This is a genomic window from Streptomyces sp. Mut1 (assembly GCF_030719295.1).
Lineage (GTDB): Bacteria > Actinomycetota > Actinomycetes > Streptomycetales > Streptomycetaceae > Streptomyces > Streptomyces castrisilvae.
In genome coordinates, this window is record NZ_CP120997.1 from 7195455 (window position 1) to 7217443 (window position 21989).

Consider the following 21989-nt stretch of genomic DNA (forward strand, 5'->3'; position numbering starts at 1 on the left):
CCCATGCCCACCATCAACTTCCACGACGTCACGAAGGACTTCGCGGTCAAGGACGGCGGATTCCTCGCCCTGGACCATGTCGGCCTGGACATCGAGGACGGCGAGTTCGTCACCGTCGTCGGTCCCTCCGGCTGCGGCAAGAGCACCCTGATGAACATCGCCGCCGGACTCCTCGACGCCACGGGCGGCGAAGTGCTGGTCGACGGCGTCCCGGTCAGCGGGCCCTCCCCAGAACGGGGCGTCATCTTCCAGCAGTACGCGCTCTTCCCCTGGATGACCGTCGCCGCCAACGTCGAGTACGGACTGAAGGTCGCCGGGGTCAAGAAGGAGGAACGCCGCCGCCGGGCCCGCGAGGTCATCGAACTCGTCGGCCTCACCGACTTCGCCGACTCGCTGCCCAAGACCCTCTCCGGCGGCATGAAACAGCGCTGCGCCATCGCCCGCGCCTACGCCGTGGACCCCAAGGTCCTCCTGATGGACGAACCCTTCGGCGCCCTCGACTCCCTCACCCGGGTCCGGATGCAGGAATCGCTCCTGGACACCTGGGGCCGCGACCGGCGCACCGTCATGTTCATCACCCACGACGTGGACGAGGCGGTCTTCCTCGCCAACCGCGTCGTCGTCATGGCGGCCCGCCCCGGCCGCATCCACACCGTCATCCCGGTCACGCTGCCCTACCCGCGGACCGAGGAGATGCGCCTGTCGCCCGAGTTCGCCGCCCTGCGCGCCCAGGTGTGGCACGCCGTGCACCACCAGCCCGCCCCGCTCGAAGGAATCGCGTCATGAAGCCGATCCGTACCGTCCGCCGCCGCGCGGCCGGCCTGCTCCTCGCCCTCGCCCTCGTCTCCACCGCCGCCGGCTGCGGGGACGACTCCTCGGACTCCGCCGACGGCGCGAAGAAGGTGAGCTTCGGCTACATCGCCGACTACAGCGGCTCCGTCGCCCTGGCCGTCGCCCAGAAGCAGGGGCTGTGGAAGAAGGCCGGCATCGACCCCCAGCTCAAGGTCTTCACCAACGGCCCGCTCCAGGTCCAGGCCCTGGGCACCGGCAACCTGGACTTCGGCTACCTCGGCCCCGGCGCCCTGTGGCTGCCCGCCTCCGGCAAGGCATCCATCGTCTCCGTCAACATGCTGGGCCTCGCCGACCGGGTCATCGCCCGGCCCGGCTCCGGCATCGAGAAGCCCGCCGACCTCAAGGGCAAGAAGGTCGCCGTCGCCGAGGGAACCTCCGGCGACATGATCCTCAACCTGGCGCTCAGCAAGGCCGGGCTGAAGGCCGACGACATCACCAAGGTCGCCATGGACGCCTCGACCGTCGTCACGGCGTTCTCCTCCGGCCAGGTCGACGCGGCCGCCACCTGGTACCCGCTGATCGACACGATGAAGAAGAAGGTCCCCGACCTCAAGGAGATCAGCAGGACCGAGGACTACTACCCCGAACTGACCTTCCCGAACGTCTTCGTCACCCAGCCGAAGCTCGCCTCCGGCGACCCCGGACTCGTGAAGAAGGTGACCGGCGTCCTCAAGTCGGCCGGTGACTGGATCGCGGCCCACCCCGAGGAGTCGGAGACCGTCACCGCCGACTTCCTGAAGCTGCCGGCCGGCGCGCTCAAGGGCTCCACGAAGTACGTCAGGATCCTGCCGTCCGCCGAGCTGACGAAGCTCACCCAGGACGGCACGGTCGACGGCTGGTTCGACGAACTGGCCGCCAACTTCAACCGGATGGGCAAGCTGCCCGACCCGGGCAAGGCCAAGGACTACTACCTCGGCGACCTCTACGCCGCAGCCGGAAAGGCGGACCGCTCATGAACGACTCGCCGCGCACCGACGCCACCACCCCGGCGGAAGGGGTGAGACGGCGCGGCTTCCTCGCCGGAGCGGCCGGTCTCGCCGGAGCGGCCCTCATCGCCGGGACCACCGCCACCGGGGCAGCCGCGTCCGGCGGCCCGCTCCGGGTGGCATCCGGCGGCCGGGCCCACGCCTCGGTCCTGTGGTGGGGCGGCGCGAGCGCCCGGTTCGCCGCGGCCGAACTGCGCGACTACCTCCGCGCGATCACCGGCGCCCGCCTCCCGCTGCGCGCCGTCCCCGCCCCCGCCGCCGCACCCGGGGGCGTCACCGGCCTGGTGGCCCTGCACACCGGGACCGGCGGCGGCCGGATCACCGCGAGCCGCCTCGCCGACGCCGGACACGAACTCGCCGGCGCCCCCGAGGACTCCTTCACCCTGCTCGGCGACGCCACCTGCCTCCTGCTGACCGGTCTCGGCGACCGGGCCCCGCTGTACGCGGTGTACGCACTCCTGGAGCGGGCCGGCGTCCGCTTCTTCGCCCCCGCGTTCCCCGCGTACGAGGGCCACCACGAACACGTACCCGCCATCCGTGACCTCGCCCTGCCGGCCGTACGCCACACCGACCGGCCCGCCACGGGGCTGCGGCGGCAGTACGCCGAGGAGGGGTTCAGCCACACCGCCGCGAGCCTGCCGCCGCTGCTCGACTGGATGGCCAAGAACCGGCTCAACACCTTCGTCTACCCGACCGACTACCTGGGTCTCGGCGTCACCGCGTACGACAAGGTGCGCGACGTACTGGCCCGGGAGGCGGGCAAGCGGGGACTGCGGATCGAGACCGGCGGGCACGGCTACGACAGCTTCCTGCCGAAGGCCGACCACCCGCAGTTCTACGAGTCCGGCGGCCCGGTCTTCGACATCTACAACCCCGAGGCGCTCGACGCCTACGTCGGCAAGGTCGTCGCCTTCCTCCGGGAGCGCCCGGAGATCACGGTGTTCGACTGCTGGCCCCCGGACGTCGGCGCCTTCCAGAAGCCCGTCCTCGACCGGTACGGCACCGCCTCCAACGCCGAGTCGGTGGTGGTCAACGAACTGGCCGAGGTGCTGCGCCGGGAGCTGCCCGGAGTCCGGGTCGAACGGATCGCGTACGCCTCCACGGTGCGTCCGCCCGACGCCGAGTACGCGAGCGACCCCGAGGTCGTCGTGGACTTCGCCGCCTACTCCCGGAACTACGACGGCCACCTCGGCGACCCGGCCATCGGGGCCAACGTCCCCTTCGCGGACGCGCTGCGCGCCTGGCGGACCACGCACAGCGGCCCGCTCGCCATGTACGAGTACTACCGGCGCTACCGCTGGCGCAGCCTGCCCGTGCACCCGCTGGCCACCATCGCGGGCGACGCCGCCTTCGAGGCGGGACTCGGGCTCGACGGCATCGGCATGTACAGCGAGCCCGGCGACTGGATCACGTACGAGCACGTACAGAGCCTGGTCGCCGCGCTGGCCTGGGACAGCTCCCTGGACGCGGAGGAGTTCCTCGACGGCTACCTGCACGCCCGCTTCGGGGACCGGGCGGTGCCCGCCATGCGCCGCTACTACGACCTGACGCGCCTGGACCCGGACACGCACGCCGCCGGCGCGCTCAGCACCGCGTACGGGCAGGCCCGAGCGGCGCTGCGGGAGGCGGCGGGGCAGGTGCCAGGCGCGGCGCCCCGCACGGTCCTGGACCGGCTGGTCCGCAACACCGACCTGGCACTGGCCGATACGCGGATCGGCCTGGCCCCGGCGGACAGCGCCGAACTCGACGCCGCCCGCCGGGAGTACCGCGCGCTCGTGCACCGCAACCGGTTCAACGGGATCTGCCTGCCCAACATGCAGGCGTGGTGGCGCTGGAACGGGCCAGACGGCCAGGTCCCGTACGACGACGCGAGGATCCGGCAGGACGTCGTCGACAGCTACGCGAGCCCGGCCGCCGGGTTCGCCGACCCCGGGATCCTGGTGCTGGAGAGGGGCGGCGACGCCGTCCGGCTCGACGTCGAGGCCCAGGACGCCGACTTCACCGGCCACACCGTGCGCTGGACGGCCACCGCACCCGACGGCGTCCTCGTACGGCCGTCCCACGGCACGCTCAAGGTGCGCGGGACCCGGGGCGACGCCCAGCGGGTCGCCGTGAGCGCCGCGCCCGGCGCGGCGGCCGGCACCCACTCCGTCACGCTGGACTTCCACCTCGCCGACGGCACCCGGCTCGTCGCCTCCCAGGTGGTCGCCGACATCCGCTGACCCGTACCGCCGCACGGCCCACGGACCCGCACCAAGAGCACACCAGCGAAAGGGCGTCCATGACACAGCACCCCCACCCGCCGAGGACACGCCCGCGCCGCTTACGGCGCCGCGCGGTCGTCGGCGGCCTGGCCACCGGACTCGCGCTGTCCCTGTTCTCCCCCTCCCCGGTCTCCGCCCACCCGGCTCCCGAGGCCGGGCGGGCGGCCGCCGCCGAGGCCACCACCCACCGCTTCCCGGGCAACGACCACCGCCCCCACACCGTCACCTGGGACGAGAAGTCCCTCAAGATCGACGGGGAGCGGCTGGTCGTCTGGTCCGGAGAGTTCCACTACTGGCGGCTGCCCAGCCCCGACCAGTGGCGCGACGTCCTGCAGAAGCTCAAGGCGTCGGGCTTCAACGCCGTCTCGCTGTACTTCTTCTGGGGCTACCACTCGTCGCGGCCCGGCTCCTACGACTTCGGCGGCATCCGCGACATCGACCGGCTCCTGACCATGGCCGAGGAGGAGGGCCTGTACGTCATCGCCCGCCCCGGCCCGTACATCAACGCCGAAGCGAGCATGGGCGGACTGCCGCCGTACATGAGCACCCACGGCGGCGAGCAGCGCACCGCCGACCCGCAGAACCTGGCGGCCGACCTGGAGTGGCTGAAGGCCGTCAACGGCATCATCGGCCGGCACCAGATCACCGACGGCGGCGGCAGCGTCCTCGTCTACCAGGTCGAGAACGAACAGATCGACAACTCCGCGGAGCACATCGACTACATCGAGAAACTCCAGAGCGCGGTCGTCGAGCAGGGCATCACCGTCCCGCTGTTCCACAACGACTACGGCAACGGCCACGGCTGGAACGTGCCCGGCGGCCCCGGAGGTTCCAGGCTCGGCCTGTACGCCTTCGACACCTACCCGCTGGGCTTCGACTGCGCCGGCGGCCGGGGCGGGCTCAACGACTACGAGTCCCGCGTCCGCGGCTACTCGCCCGGCACCCCGGTCTTCATCGCCGAGGGCCAGGGCGGGGCGTTCACCGCGTGGGGCCGCGACTTCCAGTCCGATGAGTGCGCGAAGTTCACGGACGAGGCGTTCACCCGCCAGTTCGCCGTGAACAACCTCGCCAACGGGGCCACCCTCTCCAACACCTACATGGAGTACGGCGGCACCAACTGGGGCTGGACCGGCGACCCCGGCTCCGGCTTCACCTCGTACGACTACGGGGCGGCCATCTCCGAGAACCGCGCGATCACGCCGAAGCTCGCCGTCCAGAAGGAGTTCGGCTACCTGCAGAGCGCCGTGAAGCCGATCGTCTCCGCCGCGCCCGACACCGCGCCCGGCCTCACCGTCACCGGCGGCGGCCCGGTGAGCGCCCAGCAGCGCCGGTCCACCGAGCGGGCGGACGAGACCTCCGTCTCCGGCAACGGCATGCGGCTCATCACGCTGCGCCACCCCGACTCCAACGACACCACGACCAGCCGTGTCACCTTCCCCCTGGACCTGACCGGCGACGGCGGCGGCTACGCGCGGGTCCCGCAGAAACCGGACACCGCGATCACGGTGGACGGACGGGACGCCACCACCCTCGTGGCGGACTACGCCTTCGGATCGCACCGGCTCGTCTACTCCACCTCCCAGCTCCTCACCCAGCTGAACGCCGGACGCGATCTCCTCGTACTCGACGGGGCGAGGGGCACGGACGGCGAGACCGTCCTGCGCTACGCGAAACGGCCGAAGGTCACCACGGTGGACGGGGCGCCGGTGGAGAGCGTCTGGGACCCGGTACGCAAGGACCTGCGGCTCGACTACGAGCACGGCGGCAGCCGCACCGTACGCATCTCGGGCGGCGGCGGCCGTGACCTCACCGTCGTGATCGGCGACCGGGAAGGCGTCGCCGGCACCTGGCAGCTCGACGCGGGCAGCGGCCAGGTGCTGGTCCTCGGCCCGGAACTCGCCAGGACCGCCCGGGTGAAGGGGACCGGGCTCGACCTCACCGGCGACACCCGCGAGGCCGGGACGCTGCGGGTCTTCGCACCGGCCGGGGTGAAGACCCTCACCTGGAACAACCGGGCCGTCCGCGCCGAGCGTGACGCCTCCGGGGCGCTCGTCGCCCGGCTGCCCGGACCGGCCGCGGTCCCGGTGCCGGCCCTGGACACCTGGCGCACCTCCGCGTCCGACCCCGAGCGCACGGCGGACTTCGACGACTCGGCGTGGACGAAGGCGGACCGCACCACCGCCGCGAACCCCCGGCACGGCCCCGGCGCGGCCTCCGGAGTCGTGCTCGACACGGACGAGTACGGCTTCCACGAGGGCGACACCTGGTACCGCGGCCACTACACACCCACCGAGGCCGGCAGCACGGTGAAGGTCACGGTGAAGACCGGAACCGCCGGCCACGCCCTGGTCTGGCTCGACGGCCACTACCTCGGCGCCCAGGGCGACGGCAGCGCCGCCTACACCGTCCCCGACGGCCTGACCGAGCCGGGGAAGCCCGCCGTGCTGGCGGTCCTGGTGCGGAACATGGGCCAGTACGAGGACTGGAGTTCCGACGGCCGGTCCAAGGGCGGCCGCGGCCTGGCCGATGTCGACATCGCCGGCGCCGGAAGGACCCAATGGCGCATCCAGGGCGCCGAGGGCGGCAACGACCCCGCCGACACCGCACGCGGGCTCTACAACAACGGAGGTCTGTACGGGGAGCGCCGGGGCTGGCATCTGCCGGGCGCGCCGGACGCGTCGTGGGCGAGCACCGGCTCGCTCAAGAGCGACCGGCCCGGCGTGCGGTGGTACCGCACCACGGCCCGGCTCGACCTGCCGAAGGGCGCCGACACCGCGCTCGCGCTGCGGATCGAGGACGCGGGCGGCCGGACGGACAAGTACCGCGTCCAGCTCTTCGTCAACGGCTGGAACACCGGCCAGTACGTCAACAACGTGGGCCCGCAGCAGGAGTTCGTCATCCCGTCCGGCTTCCTGGAGCCGGACGGCGAGAACACCGTCGCTCTCGCGGTCACCGCCGAGCAGAGCGGCGTCGGCCCCGACTCGGTCCGGCTGGTGAACCAGGGCACCGTCCTCGGGGGCGTCGCCGGCCGGCCGAACACGGCCCCGGACTACGCGGCACTCGCCGCCCGGTAGCGAAGGGGTGAGCGCCCCGGCGGTCCGCCGGGGCGCTCACGGCCGCACCCGGACCGCGCTCAGCCGGAGAGCTTCGTCACGAACGCGGAGAGGTTGGCGACCGTACGGGCGATCTGCTCCTCCGTCGTCAGCGTCTCCTTGAAGCGCCCGCCGGAGGCCACGGCCTTCTTGCCGCGTACGTACAGCGAGCAGGCCAGGTCGGTGCACATGTACAGGCCGACCGAATTGCCCTCGCGCCCGGCGGGCCCGGTCCTGCGGGCGGTCATCAGCGAGACCCCGCTGCCCGGGTGCGTGGTCAGGCAGAGCGAGCACATGCTCCGGTGGAGGAACCCGCGCTGCTGGGAGGGGAAGCGCAGCGAGATCCCGGTCAGCTCGCCCGCGTGCTCGGTGACGAGGTAGCTGCGTCCCGGCGCGGACAGATCGCGCCAGCCCAGGAAGTCGAGATCGTCCCACGGCAGCTCCGCGAAATCGCGGGGCAGCGGCAGGCGCTTGGCTTCCCCCTTGGAGCAATTCACGAACGATGTGCGGATGTCCTGCTCGGTCACGGCCTTCATACCCACGAAGCTAACTCTGCCTATGCCCCCTAGGCAAACTATTAATGTGCTTAGGGCTTCACCTGGGAGCCTTCGGCCACGAGCGCGAGGCGGTGCACGGGCGGGTGCCCGATGGCGAGGTCCGGGCGCCAGGTCGCGAGGATCTGGGCCGAGGGGTCGAACAGCGGTGTGGGCAGCGCGTCGGGCGGGGTCCACTCCCAGGTGCTGATGAGGTGCGGCTCGGTCACCCGCGCGGTGCCGGAGCCGACGTGCACCAGGGCGGCCATCGTGACGCGGTTGATGCCGGCGACCGCGTCGTGCAGCATCGCGAAGACGCTCACCTCGTCCTCGGCGACCGTCAGCCCCGTCTCCTCCCGCAGTTCGCGCACGGCCGCCGCCGCGACGGACTCGGGCGGATCGACCTTGCCCCCGGGCAGTTCCCAGGTGCCGCTGTGGTGCCGGCCGAGCAGCACCCGGCCCTGCGCGTCCCGCACGATCACACCGACCCCCAGCGCCGCCTGCGCCTGCGGGGGACGGGAGTTGCGGGAGGGGACGAGGGGGCGCTCGGTGTCCATGGAGTCTCCTGACGGGGGCCGGTTCGGTTCGGGCGTCGAGCCTACGGGGCGGCCGGGACCGGTTTTCGCGCTCAGAGAGCCAGCCGCAGCGAGGTGTCCGAAACGCCGAGCCGTACGCTCTGCCCCCAGGTCAGCTCCAGCGCGTCCGCCTCCATGCCGTCACCGAAGACCACCACCCGGTCGGACTCCGAGGTCAGCCGCAGCCCCTGCCCCGGGCCCAGCTCGCCCGAGACGAACGAGGTGCCGGTCGCGGGCGACGGCCACGCCTCCCGGACGAACCAGAGCAGCCGGGGATCGGCGGGTCCCGGCAGGGCGAGGGGACTGCGGCGCTCCTGCCACAGGGAGCGCAGCCAGCCCGTGGCCCCGGTGCCGGTCCCGACCAGGACACCGGAGGAGGCCTGCGGTTCGGCGGGGGAGTCCGCCGGGTCGGGGCCGAGCCGGTAGCGGGCCGTCTGGTGGCCGGGCGGACCGAGGTAGATCTCGTTGAGGGCGAGCAGCCGCTGCGTGTCGTCGGCCACCGCCTCGACCATCGTCAGCTCCTCGGCCCGCCCGCCGGCCGCCACGGCCGCCCGCATGAGCGCCGCCGCGTCGGCCGGCCGGTGGCGCACCAGGACACCGGGGTTGCGGCCCGGGTCGGTGTCGATGCCGATGACCGGCTGGCCGGAGAGGTACTTGGCGGCGTTGGCGACCAGACCGTCCTGCCCGACGACGACCACCACGTCCTCGGGCGCGAACAGGAACCGGTCCAGATCGGCCCGCTCCACCCGGCTGTGACGCCACTGGAGCGGAACGGCCGCCGCCACGTCGGCCAGCGCCTGCCGGGTCCGCTCGTGCCTGCGGGCCACCTCCTCGATGGACCGGCCCCGCCCGGCCAGGACGAACGCCGCCTGGCCGTGCGTGCCGTGCCGGGCGAGCAGCTCCTCGTACTCGGTGGTGCGGTGGACCAGCACCGCCCGCGGGGCCAGGCTCACGCCTGCGCACCGGGTGCCGGGCGGCCGAGCTTGGTGAGCAGGCCGGTGAGGACGTCGGGCGAGAGGGTCAGGCTCTCGATGTGCGGCAGGTTCTCCGCGAGCCGGGTGGCCGCCAGCGCGTGCAGGGTCCCGGCCTCCACCTCGCCGTGCGCCCGCAGCCAGGCCGCCTGCGCCTCGGCGCGCGCCGCGCCCACCGTGCGGGCCGCCTCGGCCTCGGCGCCGGCCAGCCGCACCGTGCGGGCGGCCTCCGCCTCGGCGCGTACGCCGTCGGCCGCCGCGCCCTCCTCGGCCTCGCGCCGGGCGTTGGTGCCGCGCTGCTCGACGAGCTGCTCCTCGCGGCGGGCCAGTTCGATCTGGCTGGCCAGCTCGTTCTCGGCGATGGTCCGCTCGCGCTCGACGGCCACGGCGCGCCGTTCGTACGTCGCCCGGTCGGCCTCCTGCTGGATCTGCTCGCGGGCCGGGGTGCGCAGGGCGCGCTCCACCTCGGCCTCGGGGCGGATGGCGACGACGCGCACGGCCACCACGTCGATGCCGGTGGCGGGCAGCCTGGGCTCGTCGGTGAGACCGGCCGCCACCCGCTCGCGGACGGCGGCGACCCCGTCCACCAGGGCGCCGGCCAGCGGGGTCCTGGCGAGCACGTCGAGGGTGTGCTGCTGGGCGGTCTCGGTGAGGAGGGTCGCGATCTGCTCCAGGGGTGCGCCGCGCCAGGCGCCGGTGTCCGGGTCGACGGAGAAGTCGAGGCGGGCGGCGGCCTCGGCGGGGTCGCTGATGCGGTAGGTCACCGTGGCCTGCACGGTGACGTCCTGGAAGTCGGAGGTGCGCGCGTGGAACGCCATGGCCAGCTCCCGGTCGTTGACCGGGACCTCGGAGAGCGCGGCGCTCAGTGACCGGTACCAGAAGCTCAGCCCCGCCCCGTCGTGGGCGAGCCGGCCGCGCTTGTGGTGGCGGATGTGCGCGGTGGGCGCGGAGCGCAGATGACGCCAGCCGAAGCGGCGGGTGATGTCGGCCATGGTGACCCCCTCGATCTTTTCTCGTCATGAAGACGATAAAGGGTGCTCGGCTTATCGTCAAGGGGACGAAAATGAGGGTCCGGGTACGCGAACGGCCGGTGACTCCGGAAAGAAGTCGCCGGCCGTCCGGGTTGCGCGCCGCCCCCGTCCCCACGGTGCGGCGCGGGCGGGCCGCCGTCATCCGCTGGAACGACGGCCCACGTCTGTCAGGACCCGGACGCCGGAGCGTCCAGGCCGAGTGCGGGAAGGACCGCGCCCACCACGAAGCGGACGAGGTAGGTCTCGTCCGCGTAGGCCCCGGTGAGCATCGGGCGGGCCCGCATCACGCCGAGCAGCTGGGCCGGGACGAACTCCGCCGCCGGGTTGTCCGCCGCCACCTCGCCGCGCTCCACTCCGCGCCGCACGAGCGCGTCGATCGCCGCCAGTTCCGGCAGGATCAGCGACTCGCGCAGCGCGCACAGCAGCTCCGGGTTCTGGAGCGCCGCGTGGCTCAGCGCCAGCATCAGGGGCGTGTCGCGGCGCGAGCCCTCGCCGATGGCCCGTGCTGCTTCCAGCAGGTCACCCGCCAGCGAACCGGTGTCGATCTTCCGCAGGGCGCCGCGCCGGGTGCCGTGCAGGGCGGCCACGACCAGCTCGGGCTTCGAACCCCACTGGCGGTAGAGCGTGGACTTGCCGCAGCGGGAGCGGGAGGCGACGCCCTCCATGGTCAGCGACTCGTAGCCGCTCTCCCTCAGCATGTCGAGCACGGCGGTGTAGAGCTCCTGGGCCCGCTCCGGAGTGATCTTCGAGCGGCGCTGCGCGGGGGCGTGCTCCTGCTCGGTCTCCTGCGACGACATGCGCTTTCCCTCTCTGCGACTCTGCGACGAGGTCCATCGATACGCCAGTGTACCGATACGCGAGTGTTCCGATACGGTCGCGTATCGGTACACTGGCGTATCGATAAGGCGGGTCCGTCCCGCGACCGAGACACCGCATCGTCAGCAAAGGGGCACCGGGTGAAGCACACCGGCAGCAAGCCCGCCGACCGGGAGCCGGACACCACAGCCCGACCGCCTTTCGTCCGCGAGCTGCTACTTGTCGCAGGGCTCTTCGTGATCTACAAGCTCGGCCGCCAGGCCGCGAACGGTCACGTCGACGAGGCGTTCCACAACGCCGGCCGTGTCTGGGACCTGGAACGCGCCGCGCGGCTGCCCGGTGAAGGCGCCGTACAGGGCCTGCTCCTGCACGACGAGACGCTGATCCGCCTCGCGAACACCTACTACGCGACCGTGCACTTCCCGGCCACGCTGCTCTTCCTGGGCTGGCTGTACTGGCGCCGCCCCCGCCACTACGTCTGGTCGCGCCGCATCCTCGCCGTGCTCACCGGTGCCGCGCTCGCCCTGCATCTGGTCTTCCCCCTGGCCCCGCCCCGGCTGCTCGCCGCCACCGGCCTCGTAGACACCGGCCAGGTCTACGGACCGACGGTGTACGGGGCGACTCCCGCCACCGACTCCATGGCCAACCAGTTTGCCGCGATGCCCTCGCTGCACTTCGGCTGGGCGGTCATGGTCGGCGTCGGCCTCGTCGTCGCCACCCGCTCCCGGTGGCGGTGGCTGTGGCTGCTGCACCCGGCGGTCACCCTGCTCGTCATCGTCGGCACCGCCAACCACTACTGGCTCGACTCGATTGTGGTGACCGCTCTGCTCTCGGTGGCGTTCGCCGCGCTGCGGCTGCCGCGCGCCGAACCGGTCCGCCCGCCGCTCCCCTGGCCGTCCGTCGTGGCACAGCGGGAACCCGCCGGGCCCTACGCCGGTCTGGAAGCGCGCCGGTGAACGCCACCCTGGCCGCCGTCGCGCTGTCCCTCGTCTCCGCGGCCGCCTACGCGGCGGCCGCGGTGGCCCAGGCACGGCTGGCCGGCCGCACCGCACCGGACACCGGGACGCTCCGGCTGCTCGGGCGCGGCGCCTGGTGGTGCGCGGTCGGCCTGAACGCGGGCGGCGCCCTCCTGCACGTGGCCGCCCTGAAGTACGGGCCGCTCACCCTGGTCCAGCCGCTCGGGGCGCTCACCCTGGTGGCGGCCGTCCCGCTGGGCGCCAGGACCGCGGGCCGCCGGGTCACCCGCACCGAGTGGCGCGGCACCCTGCTCACCCTGCTCGGCCTCGGGGCCCTGCTGCTGGCGGCCGGCGGGAGCGCCCCGCACGAGACGCTGACCCTGACCGAGGCACTGGCCGTCGGCGCCGGGACCATGGTCCTCGTCACCGGCCTCAGCCGTCCGGGCGCCCGCCCCGGACTCCGGCACGCCGCGGCCTCCGGCATCACATCCGGCGTCGCCTCCGCGCTCACCCAGACCCTGACCGTCGCCGTCACCGACCACACGGGACCGCTGCTCAGCACGCGCGTGGTGGTCGTCGCCGTGCTCGTGTCCGCGTTCGCGATGGGCGGGCTGCTCCTCGCCCAGACGGCCTACCGGGGCGGCCTCGGCGCCCCGCTCGCCGTCGTCACCCTCGCCAACCCGGTCGCCGCCGCGGCCATCGGCCTGGCCCTGCTGGGGGAGCGGATCCAGGGCGGCCCGGCCGGGCTCGTCCCGGCGCTGCTCGGCGCGGCGGCCGCCGTGAGGGGCGTGATCCTGCTCAGCCGCGCCCAGTCGCAGCCGGCGCCCGCCCCGGCGGGTACCCCGTCGAGGGTGGTCATCAGGAGCCCCGGGGCCGTCCGTCCTCAGCAGCCGCGCAGGATCAGGGCCGGCCGCCTCTGACCTCGCGGGACACGGTCTGAGCGGGGTCAGGAGCCGGGGCGGGAAGGTCCGCGAGTGCGCGGGTCAGCCACCCGATCCAGAAGTTCTCCAGGTCGATGCCGCCGCGCAGCACCAGATGCCGCAGCCGGTCCTCCGGCGCGTCCCGGCCCGGCGGGAAGTCCCGGGTCTCGATCTCCAGGTACTCCGCCAGCTGCCGCCGGTGCAGCGCCAGATGACGGCGCAGCTCCCCGTCGAGTCCGGGCGCTCCGACGACCGCCGCCGCCCGCATCCGCAGCAGCAGCGGATCACGCACCTGCTTGGGGTCCTCCCGCCTGGCCACCCAGGCGGACAGCGCCTCGCGGCCCGCCGGCAGCACCTCGTACTCCTTCTTCCGGCCCCGGGCGGGCTGCACCGGGGTCAGCGCCCTGATCTGCCCGGCCTGCTCCAGCTTGCCCAGCTCGCGGTAGATCTGCTGGTGGGTGGCCGACCAGAAGTAGCCGATCGACCGGTCGAACCTGCGGGTCAGCTCAAGACCCGACGAGGGCTTTTCCAGCAGGGCGGTGAGGATCGCGTGCGGCAGTGACATGGGGTGCATCCTAGGGACGGCCGGACGGCCCGGAGGCCGCCCGGCCGTCCGGGTCAGAGCGAGCCGGCGAGTTCCGTGCCCTGCCGGATCGCGCGCTTGGCGTCCAGTTCGGCCGCGACGTCCGCGCCGCCGATCAGATGCGCGGCGCGGCCCTCGGCGAGCAGCTCCTCGTACAGCTCCCGGCGGGGCTCCTGGCCCGCGCACAGCACGACCGTGTCGACCGGCAGCAGGCGCTGCTCGCCGCCGACCGTGATGTGCAGCCCCTCGTCGTCGATCCGGTCGTAGGTGACACCCGCGGTCATGGTGACCCCGCGGTGCCGCAGCTCGGTGCGGTGGATCCAGCCCGTCGTCCGGCCGAGACCGGCGCCGACCTTGCTCTCCTTGCGCTGGAGCAGGTGCACGGTCCGGGTGGTCTTCGGGCGCTCCGGGGCCGCGAGGCCACCGCGCTCGCGGTACTCGGTGTCGACGCCCCACTGCCGGAAGAACACCTCGGGGTCCAGGCTCGCCGCCTGCCCGCCGTCCGTCAGGAACTCGGCCACGTCGAAACCGATCCCGCCCGCCCCGACGAGGGCGACCCGGTCACCGACCGGCGCGCCGTGCCGCAGCACATCGAGGTAGCTGACCACGCTGGGGTGGTCGGCCCCGGGGATCGCCGGAGTCCGGGGGGTGACCCCGGTGGCCAGGACGATCTCGTCGTATCCGCCGAGGTCCCCGGCGCCGACCGGGGTGCCGAGCCGCACCTCGACGTTCTCCTCGGCGAGCCGGGTGCGGAAGTAGCGCAGCGTCTCGTTGAACTCCTCCTTGCCGGGCACCCGGCGGGCCACGTTCAGCTGCCCGCCGATCTCGTCCGCCGCGTCGAAGAGCGTCACCGTATGACCGCGCTCGGATGCCGTGACGGCGCAGGCGAGCCCGGCGGGCCCGGCGCCGACGACGGCGACGCGCTTGCGGGTGCGGGTCGGCGACAGGACGAGTTCCGTCTCGTGGCAGGCGCGCGGATTGACCAGGCAGGAGGTCACCTGCCCGCTGAAGACGTGGTCCAGGCAGGCCTGGTTGCAGCCGATGCAGGTGTTGATCGCGTCCGCGCGGCCCTCACTCGCCTTCGCGACGAAGTCGGGGTCGGCCAGGAACGGCCGGGCCATCGACACCATGTCCGCGCGGCCCGCCGCGAGGGCATGCTCGGCGACCTCGGGGGTGTTGATCCGGTTGCTCGTCACCAGCGGTACGCGGACGGCGCCGCGCACCTTCTCGGTGACCCAGGTGAACGCGCCCCGGGGGACCGAGGTGGCGATGGTGGGGATGCGGGCCTCGTGCCAGCCGATGCCCGTGTTGATGATGGTGGCGCCGGCCGCCTCGATCTCCCGGGCGAGCCGCACGACCTCGTCCAGCGACGAGCCGCCGGGCACCAGGTCCAGCATCGAGAGCCGGTAGATGAGGATGAAGTCGCTGCCGACCCGCTCACGCACCCGGCGCACGATCTCTACGGGGAAGCGCACACGGTTCTCGTACGAGCCGCCCCACCGGTCCTCGCGGTGGTTGGTCGCCGAGGCGATGAACTCATTGATGAGATAGCCCTCGGAGCCCATGATCTCGACGCCGTCGTACCCGGCGCCGCGCGCCAGCGCGGCCGCCGTGACGAAGTCCTCGATCGTCGCCTCGACCTCGTCGTCGGTCAGCGCGTGCGGGGTGAACGCGCTGATCGGCGCCTGGATCGCGCTCGGCGCCACCAGGCCCGGGTGGTGGGCGTAGCGGCCGAAGTGCAGGATCTGCATGGCGATCCGCCCGCCCGCCGCGTGCACGGCCGAGGTCACCCGGGCATGCTCCGCCGCCTCCGCCTCGGTGGTCATCTTTGCCCCGCCCGGGAACGAGCAGCCCCGTTCGTTGGGCGCGATGCCGCCGGTCACCATGAGGCCCACCCCGCCGCGGGCCCGCTCGGCGTAGAAGGCGGCCATGCGCTCGAAGCCGTTCTCGACCTCTTCCAGGCCGACGTGCATCGACCCCATCAGGACCCTGTTCGGCAGGGTGGTGAACCCGAGGTCGAGCGGGCTCAGCAGATGCGGATACGGGCTCATGCGGCGGCTCCTCGCTGTGGCGTCGCCCCAGTTCTAGACCACCGGAACGCCATTGTGCAACAAGTTGCACAATGGCGTTCGTCGCACTGTGTCACGGGTCACGCCCCGATGCGGGCCGCCCGGACGGCGTAACAACGCGGTCCGCGCGCGGCGCGGTGCACGGAGAGTGGTGACGTACGGCATCCAGGGACCCGCGTCGTCCGGGCGGGACCCCGAAACCCACCGGAGGCCCCCATGGGCTGTGTCAACCGTCACGACCTCGGTCTGCTCGTCCTGCGCGTCGGCACGGGAGCGGTGCTCGCCGCCCACGGCAGCCAGAAGCTCGCCGGCTGGTTCGGCGGCGGGGGAGTCGAGGGCACCACCGCGGCCATGGAGGCCATGGGCTTCCGTCCGCCGAAGCACAGCGCCATCGCCGCCGGGCTCGGTGAGGCGGGCGGCGGCGCGCTGCTCGCTCTGGGCCTCGCCACCCCGGCGGCCGGGGCGGCGGCGGCCGGCGCCATGGCCGGAGCGGTGGCCGTCCACGCTCCCGCGGGCTTCTTCGCGCAGGGCGGCGGCTACGAGTACCCGGCGTTCCTCGGCTTCACCGCCGCCGCGATCGGCCTGACCGGCCCCGGCCGCTACTCCGTCGACCACGCCACCGGCCACGCGTTCAACCAGCCCTGGATGGTCGCCCTCGCCTTCGCCGGCAGCGCGGTAGCGGCCGCCGCCGTGGTCGGCAAGCGGTCCAGGGCGCAGGTCCCGGAGCCGGAGGAGTTCTGAGCGGGCCGGCCGTGCGGACGCGGGTGGATGGGGCGGGTCACGGCGGTTGCCGGAGCCGGAGGAGTCCTGAGCGGCCGGCCGTGCGGACGCGGGTGGATGGGGCGGGTCACGGCGGGTGCCGGAGCCGGAGAAGTCCTGACCGGCCGGCCGCGCCGGCGGCGTGGACGGCGCGGAATCAGCCCGCGGCCCGGCGGCGCCCCCTCGCCGCCGCGACCAGCTCGGGCACCGTGGCGAACTTGACCCTCGGCCGCCCGCCGTCCCGGCCGCGCGCCCGCTCGGCCCGGTCGATGGCGGCCAGACCCCGGGCGTCGACCACCTGGCGGCTCCGGCCGCGCACCAGGCGGCCGAACGCCCTGGCCGGATGGGCGGGGGCGGGAAGCGCCCCGGCGACCGCGTCCGCGAGCAGCGTGCCGACCGTCTCGGCCGCGCAGGTGCGGTTGGCGCCGATGCCACCCGAGGGGCCGCGCTTGATCCAGCCGACGACATACGTCCCGGGCAGGCCCGTTACCCGGCCGCCCTCGTGCGGCACCGTGCCGCTCGCCTCGTCGAAGGGCAGGCCCGGGAGCGCCATGCCCCGGTAGCCGATCGCCCGCAGGAACAGCTGCGCCGGCAGCCTCGCCTCGCCCTCCCCGGCCGTGACCCGGACGGCTTCCACGGCGTCCCGGCCGGCGATCTCGACGGGCGCGGAGTGGAAGCGGAGCACGATGCGCCGCCCGTCCGCCGGCGGGCGCGACCAGTCCACGCACTCCCGGCGCACGCCCCGCAGCACGGCGGCCGCACTGCCGTACGCCGCGCCCTCGATCGCGAGGCCGACGCGCGGATCGTGGTCGTCCACCACCAGCTCCACGCCCGGCAGATGGCTGAGCGCGAGCAGCTCGGAGGAGGTGCAGGCGGCGTCCTCGGGGCCGCGCCGCCCCAGCAGCACGACCTCGCGCACCGCCGAGCCGCGCAGCGCCGCGAGCGCGTGATCGGCGATGTCGGTGCCCGCCAGCGAGGCCGCGTCCGTGACCAGCAGGCGTGCCACGTCGAGCGCCACGTTGCCGTTCCCGGCGACGACCACCCGTTCGGCGCCGGACAGGTCCACGGCCTCCGGCGCCACCTCGGGGTGCGCGTTGTACCAGGAGACGAACGAGGTCGCCGCGATGCTGGAGGGCAGGTCCTCGCCCGGGATGCCGAGCCGGCGGTCGGCGCCGGCGCCGACCGCGTAGATCACCGCGTCGTGGTGCGCGGCCAGCTCATCGGCGGTGATGTCCTTGCCCACCTCGACCCCGAGGTGCATCCGCACCCGGGGGTGGGAGTGGAAGCGCGCGAAGGTCTCGCCCACCCCCTTCGTCCCCGGGTGGTCCGGCGCCACGCCGTACCGGACGAGGCCGCCCGCCACCGGCAGCCGGTCGACCAGGGTCACCTCGGCGTTGGTGTGCAGCAGCAGGTCCTCGGCGGCGTACATCCCGGCGGGGCCGGTGCCGACGACCGCCACCCGGATCGGCGCGAAGTCCGACGGCAGGCTGCGCGCGAAGGAAGGGGCGCCCCAGGCGTGGAAGTTGGGCCCGGAGGCCGGCTCCGGCTCCCGGTCCGCGTAGTAGGCCGCGTTGATGGCGGCGTACTCCTCGCGTGCCCCGAAGAGGCTGTCCACCGGGAAGATCGCGTCCACCGGGCAGGCATCGGCGCAGGCGCCGCAGTCGATGCAGGTCCGCGGGTCGACGTACAGCATCTCCGTGCTGCCGAAGTCCCTTTCCTCCGGCGTCGGGTGGATGCAGTTGACGGGGCACACGGCGACACAGGTGGCGTCGCTGCAGCAGGTCTGGGTGATGGCGTAGGTCATGGTCGGCTCGGGCTCTCGGCTCGGGTCAGATCAGGTAGGCGCGCTTGTAGAAGAACAGGGCCGGCTTCGTCAGCAGGCGGGCCGAGGCCAGGAACTCCATCAGCCCCGAACAGCTCGACCTCATCAGGGACTTGTGGTGCTCGTTGGTCTTCGCCTCGGCACGCGCCCGCGCGGCGTCCAGGCCCGCGTTCGCGTACACGTCCCGGTTCACCATGCTGGTGACGATGTAGTACGAGGCGATGGCGACCACGAGTGCGTTGAGGTGCCTGCGGACCGGGCCCGCGCCGCGCAGCCGCTTACGGGTCTCGTCGCGGGCGAACTTCATGTGGCGCGACTCCTCCACCACATGGATGTTGTTGATCGTGCGGACGAACGGGGCGACGCGCTCGTCCCGCATCCAGTCGCGCTGCATCACGTCGAGCACCTCCTCCGCCACGAGGATCGCCGCGTACGCGGCCTCGCCGAAGGCAAGTGTCTTGAAGGCGCGGCCCAGTTCGATCACGGGCCGGCGCGGCCGGTAGGCGGGTGCGCCGAGCTTCGCGGCGCCCCGGGCGAACATGATCGAGTGCCGGCACTCGTCGGCGACCTCGGTCAGGGCCCACTGGAAACGCGGATCGGTCGGGTCCTTGGCGTACATGTCGCGCAGCACCATCTGCTGGAGGATCATCTCGAACCAGATGCCGGTGCTGGCGACCGACGCGGCCTCCTGGCGCGTCAGCGCCTTGCGCTGAGCCTCCGTCAACTCCGCCCAGTACGAGGTGGAGTAGAGCGTGCTCCACTCGGGGCTCGCGCCGTGGTGGTCCGTGTCCAGAGGGGTGTTCCAGTCCACCTCGGTGGCCGGATCGTACGAGAGCTTCGCGGACGAATCGAGCAGGCGCCGGGCGACGTCCTGCTCGGCGGCCCGGTTCTGGTCCTCCGCCCGGACGGTGCTGCTTGCCATGCTGCGGCTCCTTGACTCGTGGGATCGGCCCGTCGCCGCCCGGCCCCCTCATCCCGCGTGGGCCGATGAGGTCGATGGCTGCCGGGCGCCGCCCCGCTTGTTAGACGCGGTGTCTAGCAAGCTGTTAGACGGAAGGTATAGCAAGAGCGGCGCGCTCACTACCCCCGCGTAGGAAATTCGTACGTTCTCTCCACGGTGCGGGCGCGCGCGTGGTGTTGGTGTGCCCCGGGACGGCGGCCGGGGCCTTGTCGGCGGGCGCCGCCCCGGGAGACCATGACGGTCCGCCGCGGCCCCGGCGCCCGGACGGCGCCGGTCGGGGGGCCGCCGAATCCGGGAGAGTCATGGTCATCGCCGCCGTCTACTTCGTCCTCGCCGTGGCCGGGGCCGTGAACTTCGCGAGGATCGTGGACCGGCAGTCGCAGGGACCGAGGCTGCGGGCCGCCTGGGCCGGGCGCAGCGCCGAGGCGCGGTGCACGGCCGTGCGCACCGAGGAGACGGTGGACGTCGAGGGCGTCCCGATCACCCATTCGCAACCGACTCTGAGCTTCCGTACGGCCGACGGCCGGGCCATCTCGTTCGAGGAGCGCCAGCGCCCTCTGGATGTGTCCGTGGGTGACATCGTGACCGTGTACTACGCGGAGGACGCCCCCGAGGACGCGACCGCCCGCACCCCCAGCTTCGGGGCGCGGCGCGTCAGGGAGCTGACCGCCGGTCTCGGCTGCGTCCTGGCCCTTGTCTCCGCCGGCGCGCTGGCCGCGCTGCTCTGATCCGCAAGCCCCCAGTCCGGCGGTCCGGCCCCTTCTGGGCGGGCGGCCCGATCCGTCATGCCGCCGCGCGGTACCGGGCCGGCCGCCCGCGCCGTGCCCATCACCCCGCTGCGGACGGGCAGTTGGAGCCGTTCCCTGGCCGACGTGCCGGACGGGTGAAAGGTTTCGCGGCCGTTACGACCCAGTTACGCCCTGATCGCACACCGGTTTGACGTGTCCCTGAAAAGAGAGCGCGTTCTGTGGTGTTCACAGCCTTGTCAGTGCAACCTTGGCGGCTCTATTCTCAGCGACCAGAAAGCGCTTTCCCCCTGATTCAAGCCTCGTTACGGCGGGCGTCACACCGCGGCAACTCCGGCGGTCCGCCCGCACCACTGCGGTACGCGGCTCCTGCACGTCCGGCACGACCGCACCACGCGGCTTCCCCACCCGTGATCCGACGACGAATGAGGACGAACATGAGGCGACCAGTCGCGCTGCGACTCTCCGCGGCGCTGTCCACGATGGCCCTGGCGGCCGCGACCGGGGCGGTCCTGACCATGCCCGAGGCCTCGGCGGCGACCGGAGGCGCCACCGGCTACGCGAGCCAGAACGGCGGGACCACCGGCGGCGCCGGCGGCCAGACCGTACGCGCCACCACCGGGACCCAGATCCACGAGGCCCTGTGCGGCCGGGCCAGCAGCAGCACCCCGATCACCATCGAGGTCGAGGGGACCATCAATCACGCCAACACCGCCAAGGTGTCCGGCAGCAGCTGCAACACGGCGGCCGGCGTCATCGAGCTCAAGCAGATCAGCAACGTCACGCTCGTCGGCGTCGGAAACGGCGCCGTCTTCGACCAACTGGGCATCCACATACGCCAGTCCAGCAACATCATCATCCAGAACGTGACCGTCAGGAACGTCAAGAAGTCCGGCTCGCCCACCTCCAACGGCGGCGACGCCATCGGCATGGAGAGCGACGTCCGCAACGTGTGGGTCGACCACGCCACACTGGAGGCCTCCGGCGGAGAGTCGGAGGGCTTCGACGGTCTCTTCGACATGAAGGCCAACACCCAGTACGTGACCCTGTCCTACAGCACCCTGCGCAACTCCGGCCGGGGCGGCCTCATCGGGTCGAGCGAGACCCAGCTCAACAACGGCTATGTCACGTTCCACCACAACCTGTACGAGAACGTCGACTCCCGCACGCCCCTGCTGCGCGGCGGCATCGCCCACATCTACAACAACTACTACGTGAAGCTGAACAAGTCCGGGATCAACTCCCGGGCCGGCGCCCACGCCAAGGTGGACAACAACTACTTCAAGGACTCCAAGGACGTCCTGGGCACCTTCTACACCGACACGACCGGGTACTGGCAGGTCAGCGGCAACACCTTCGACAACGTGACCTGGTCCACGCCCAGCGGCGACAACCACCCGGCCGGCCCGGACCCCCAGTCCAACACCACCGTCAGCATCCCCTACGCCTACGACCTCGATACGGCCTCCTGCGTGCCCGACATCGTGACCCGGACGGCGGGCGCCAACAAGGGCCTGAAGGTCTCGGACGGCAACTGCACCCCGACGAACCCGACCGACCCCACGGACCCGACCGACCCCACGGACCCGACCGATCCCACCGACCCGACGGACCCGACCACGCCCGGCGGGACCAACCTCAGCCTCGGCGCCGGCGCCGACGGCTCCAGCAAGGCGAGCGGGACGAGCTACGGCAACGTACGCGACGGTGACCTGAACACCTACTGGTCCCCGTCCGGCTCGACCGGCTCCGTCTCCATCAAGTGGCCCTCCGCCACCACGGTCTCCTCGCTCGACATCCGTGAGGCCGCGGGCGCCCAGGGTGCCATCGGCTCCTGGCGGGTCCTCGACGCCGACACCGGGGCGGTCCTGAAGACCGGCAGCGGTGCCGGTGCCATCACGATCCCCACCACCTCCCTGCGCAAGATCACCTTCGAGATCACCGGCTCCAGCGGCACGCCGAGGATCGCGGAGTTCGAGACGTACGCCGGCTAGGCGGACGGACCGGTGGGCCGGCCCGGGGAGCACCGCACTCCCCGGGCCGGCCCACCGCC

At 72.9% G+C, this 21989-nt stretch carries 18 protein-coding genes; 9 read left to right on the top strand and 9 right to left on the bottom strand.

Features of this window, described 5'->3' with window-relative positions; translation table 11 throughout:
- Positions 1-3: 3 nt before the first annotated feature.
- Genes P8A18_RS31110 through P8A18_RS31125 form a run of 4 tightly spaced genes read left to right on the top strand, consistent with a single transcriptional unit; the run spans position 4 to position 7176 of the window.
- Complete coding sequence (locus P8A18_RS31110; RefSeq protein WP_306059978.1) at positions 4-786, top strand: ABC transporter ATP-binding protein; 783 nt, start codon at positions 4-6, stop codon at positions 784-786.
- Entirely contained in the window at positions 783-1808 is a 1026-nt protein-coding gene (locus P8A18_RS31115; protein WP_306059980.1) for an aliphatic sulfonate ABC transporter substrate-binding protein, read from the top strand. Before P8A18_RS31110 ends, P8A18_RS31115 begins: the two co-directional genes overlap by 4 nt.
- On the top strand, positions 1805-4060 hold the full coding sequence (locus P8A18_RS31120; protein ID WP_306059982.1) for a DUF4838 domain-containing protein: 2256 nt from the start codon (positions 1805-1807) through the stop codon (positions 4058-4060). Before P8A18_RS31115 ends, P8A18_RS31120 begins: the two co-directional genes overlap by 4 nt.
- A 59-nt stretch (positions 4061-4119) precedes the next feature.
- Entirely contained in the window at positions 4120-7176 is a 3057-nt protein-coding gene (locus tag P8A18_RS31125; protein ID WP_306059984.1) for a beta-galactosidase, read from the top strand.
- A gap of 59 nt (positions 7177-7235) precedes the next feature.
- On the opposite strand, the gene P8A18_RS31130 is transcribed toward P8A18_RS31125, so the two are convergent.
- The 5 genes from P8A18_RS31130 to P8A18_RS31150 form a co-directional block, all read right to left on the bottom strand.
- Positions 7236-7730, bottom strand: coding sequence for an FBP domain-containing protein (locus P8A18_RS31130; RefSeq protein ID WP_306059986.1), 495 nt, complete (start codon positions 7728-7730; stop codon positions 7236-7238).
- 50 nt (positions 7731-7780) lie between these two features.
- Positions 7781-8284, bottom strand: coding sequence for a nucleotide triphosphate diphosphatase NUDT15 (locus P8A18_RS31135; RefSeq protein WP_306059988.1), 504 nt, complete (start codon positions 8282-8284; stop codon positions 7781-7783).
- A gap of 71 nt (positions 8285-8355) precedes the next feature.
- Positions 8356-9255, bottom strand: coding sequence for a hypothetical protein (locus P8A18_RS31140; RefSeq protein WP_306059990.1), 900 nt, complete (start codon positions 9253-9255; stop codon positions 8356-8358).
- Positions 9252-10265, bottom strand: a complete 1014-nt coding sequence (locus tag P8A18_RS31145; protein WP_306059992.1) for an SPFH domain-containing protein — start codon at positions 10263-10265, stop codon at positions 9252-9254. Before P8A18_RS31145 ends, P8A18_RS31140 begins: the two co-directional genes overlap by 4 nt.
- A 206-nt stretch (positions 10266-10471) precedes the next feature.
- Positions 10472-11101, bottom strand: a complete 630-nt coding sequence (locus P8A18_RS31150) for a TetR/AcrR family transcriptional regulator (protein ID WP_306059993.1) — start codon at positions 11099-11101, stop codon at positions 10472-10474.
- Between the two features lie 159 nt (positions 11102-11260).
- Here P8A18_RS31150 and P8A18_RS31155 point away from each other — a divergent pair, with 159 nt between their 5' ends.
- Together P8A18_RS31155 and P8A18_RS31160 are read left to right on the top strand one after the other, a co-directional pair.
- Positions 11261-12076: a phosphatase PAP2 family protein gene (locus P8A18_RS31155; RefSeq protein ID WP_306059995.1), complete on the top strand. Its 816-nt coding sequence runs from the start codon at positions 11261-11263 to the stop codon at positions 12074-12076.
- Entirely contained in the window at positions 12073-12996 is a 924-nt protein-coding gene (locus tag P8A18_RS31160) for a DMT family protein (protein WP_306059997.1), read from the top strand. Before P8A18_RS31155 ends, P8A18_RS31160 begins: the two co-directional genes overlap by 4 nt.
- Here P8A18_RS31160 and P8A18_RS31165 read toward each other — a convergent pair.
- A complete protein-coding gene (locus tag P8A18_RS31165; RefSeq protein ID WP_306059999.1) occupies positions 12977-13561 on the bottom strand; it encodes a PadR family transcriptional regulator in 585 nt (194 codons plus the stop codon). The genes P8A18_RS31160 and P8A18_RS31165 overlap by 20 nt on opposite strands.
- A 53-nt stretch (positions 13562-13614) precedes the next feature.
- Entirely contained in the window at positions 13615-15630 is a 2016-nt protein-coding gene (locus P8A18_RS31170) for an NADPH-dependent 2,4-dienoyl-CoA reductase (protein ID WP_306060001.1), read from the bottom strand.
- A gap of 234 nt (positions 15631-15864) precedes the next feature.
- On the opposite strand from P8A18_RS31170, the gene P8A18_RS31175 reads away from it, so the two are divergent.
- Positions 15865-16389, top strand: a complete 525-nt coding sequence (locus P8A18_RS31175) for a DoxX family protein (protein WP_306060003.1) — start codon at positions 15865-15867, stop codon at positions 16387-16389.
- 175 nt (positions 16390-16564) lie between these two features.
- Here the strand turns inward: P8A18_RS31175 and P8A18_RS31180 are convergent, their stop codons facing one another.
- Both P8A18_RS31180 and P8A18_RS31185 read right to left on the bottom strand, forming a co-directional pair.
- On the bottom strand, positions 16565-18211 hold the full coding sequence (locus P8A18_RS31180) for an FAD-dependent oxidoreductase (protein WP_306060005.1): 1647 nt from the start codon (positions 18209-18211) through the stop codon (positions 16565-16567).
- Positions 18212-18236: 25 nt separating this feature from the next.
- On the bottom strand, positions 18237-19151 hold the full coding sequence (locus P8A18_RS31185; protein WP_306060007.1) for an AurF N-oxygenase family protein: 915 nt from the start codon (positions 19149-19151) through the stop codon (positions 18237-18239).
- 341 nt (positions 19152-19492) lie between these two features.
- On the opposite strand from P8A18_RS31185, the gene P8A18_RS31190 reads away from it, so the two are divergent.
- Together P8A18_RS31190 and P8A18_RS31195 are read left to right on the top strand one after the other, a co-directional pair.
- A complete protein-coding gene (locus tag P8A18_RS31190) occupies positions 19493-19918 on the top strand; it encodes a DUF3592 domain-containing protein (RefSeq protein ID WP_306060009.1) in 426 nt (141 codons plus the stop codon).
- A 455-nt stretch (positions 19919-20373) separates the two neighbouring features.
- Positions 20374-21930 carry a pectate lyase family protein gene (locus P8A18_RS31195; RefSeq protein WP_306060011.1) on the top strand — a complete coding sequence of 519 codons (1557 nt, stop codon included), beginning with the start codon at positions 20374-20376 and terminating at the stop codon, positions 21928-21930.
- The last annotated feature ends 59 nt before the right edge of the window (positions 21931-21989 follow it).

What these genes read in the sequence shown, in the direction of transcription:
- P8A18_RS31125 (WP_306059984.1), top strand. Translation starts at nt 4,120, where the DNA reads ATGACACAGCACCCCCACCCGCCGAGGACACGCCCGCGCCGCTTACGG.
- P8A18_RS31115 (WP_306059980.1), top strand. Translation starts at nt 783, where the DNA reads ATGAAGCCGATCCGTACCGTCCGCCGCCGCGCGGCCGGCCTGCTCCTC.
- P8A18_RS31170 (WP_306060001.1), bottom strand. Translation starts at nt 15,630, where the DNA reads ATGAGCCCGTATCCGCATCTGCTGAGCCCGCTCGACCTCGGGTTCACC.
- P8A18_RS31120 (WP_306059982.1), top strand. Translation starts at nt 1,805, where the DNA reads ATGAACGACTCGCCGCGCACCGACGCCACCACCCCGGCGGAAGGGGTG.
- P8A18_RS31110 (WP_306059978.1), top strand. Translation starts at nt 4, where the DNA reads ATGCCCACCATCAACTTCCACGACGTCACGAAGGACTTCGCGGTCAAG.
- P8A18_RS31165 (WP_306059999.1), bottom strand. Translation starts at nt 13,561, where the DNA reads ATGTCACTGCCGCACGCGATCCTCACCGCCCTGCTGGAAAAGCCCTCG.
- P8A18_RS31135 (WP_306059988.1), bottom strand. Translation starts at nt 8,284, where the DNA reads ATGGACACCGAGCGCCCCCTCGTCCCCTCCCGCAACTCCCGTCCCCCG.
- P8A18_RS31185 (WP_306060007.1), bottom strand. Translation starts at nt 19,151, where the DNA reads ATGGCAAGCAGCACCGTCCGGGCGGAGGACCAGAACCGGGCCGCCGAG.
- P8A18_RS31190 (WP_306060009.1), top strand. Translation starts at nt 19,493, where the DNA reads ATGGTCATCGCCGCCGTCTACTTCGTCCTCGCCGTGGCCGGGGCCGTG.
- P8A18_RS31195 (WP_306060011.1), top strand. Translation starts at nt 20,374, where the DNA reads ATGAGGCGACCAGTCGCGCTGCGACTCTCCGCGGCGCTGTCCACGATG.
- P8A18_RS31150 (WP_306059993.1), bottom strand. Translation starts at nt 11,101, where the DNA reads ATGTCGTCGCAGGAGACCGAGCAGGAGCACGCCCCCGCGCAGCGCCGC.
- P8A18_RS31130 (WP_306059986.1), bottom strand. Translation starts at nt 7,730, where the DNA reads ATGAAGGCCGTGACCGAGCAGGACATCCGCACATCGTTCGTGAATTGC.
- P8A18_RS31145 (WP_306059992.1), bottom strand. Translation starts at nt 10,265, where the DNA reads ATGGCCGACATCACCCGCCGCTTCGGCTGGCGTCATCTGCGCTCCGCG.
- P8A18_RS31175 (WP_306060003.1), top strand. Translation starts at nt 15,865, where the DNA reads ATGGGCTGTGTCAACCGTCACGACCTCGGTCTGCTCGTCCTGCGCGTC.
- P8A18_RS31180 (WP_306060005.1), bottom strand. Translation starts at nt 18,211, where the DNA reads ATGACCTACGCCATCACCCAGACCTGCTGCAGCGACGCCACCTGTGTC.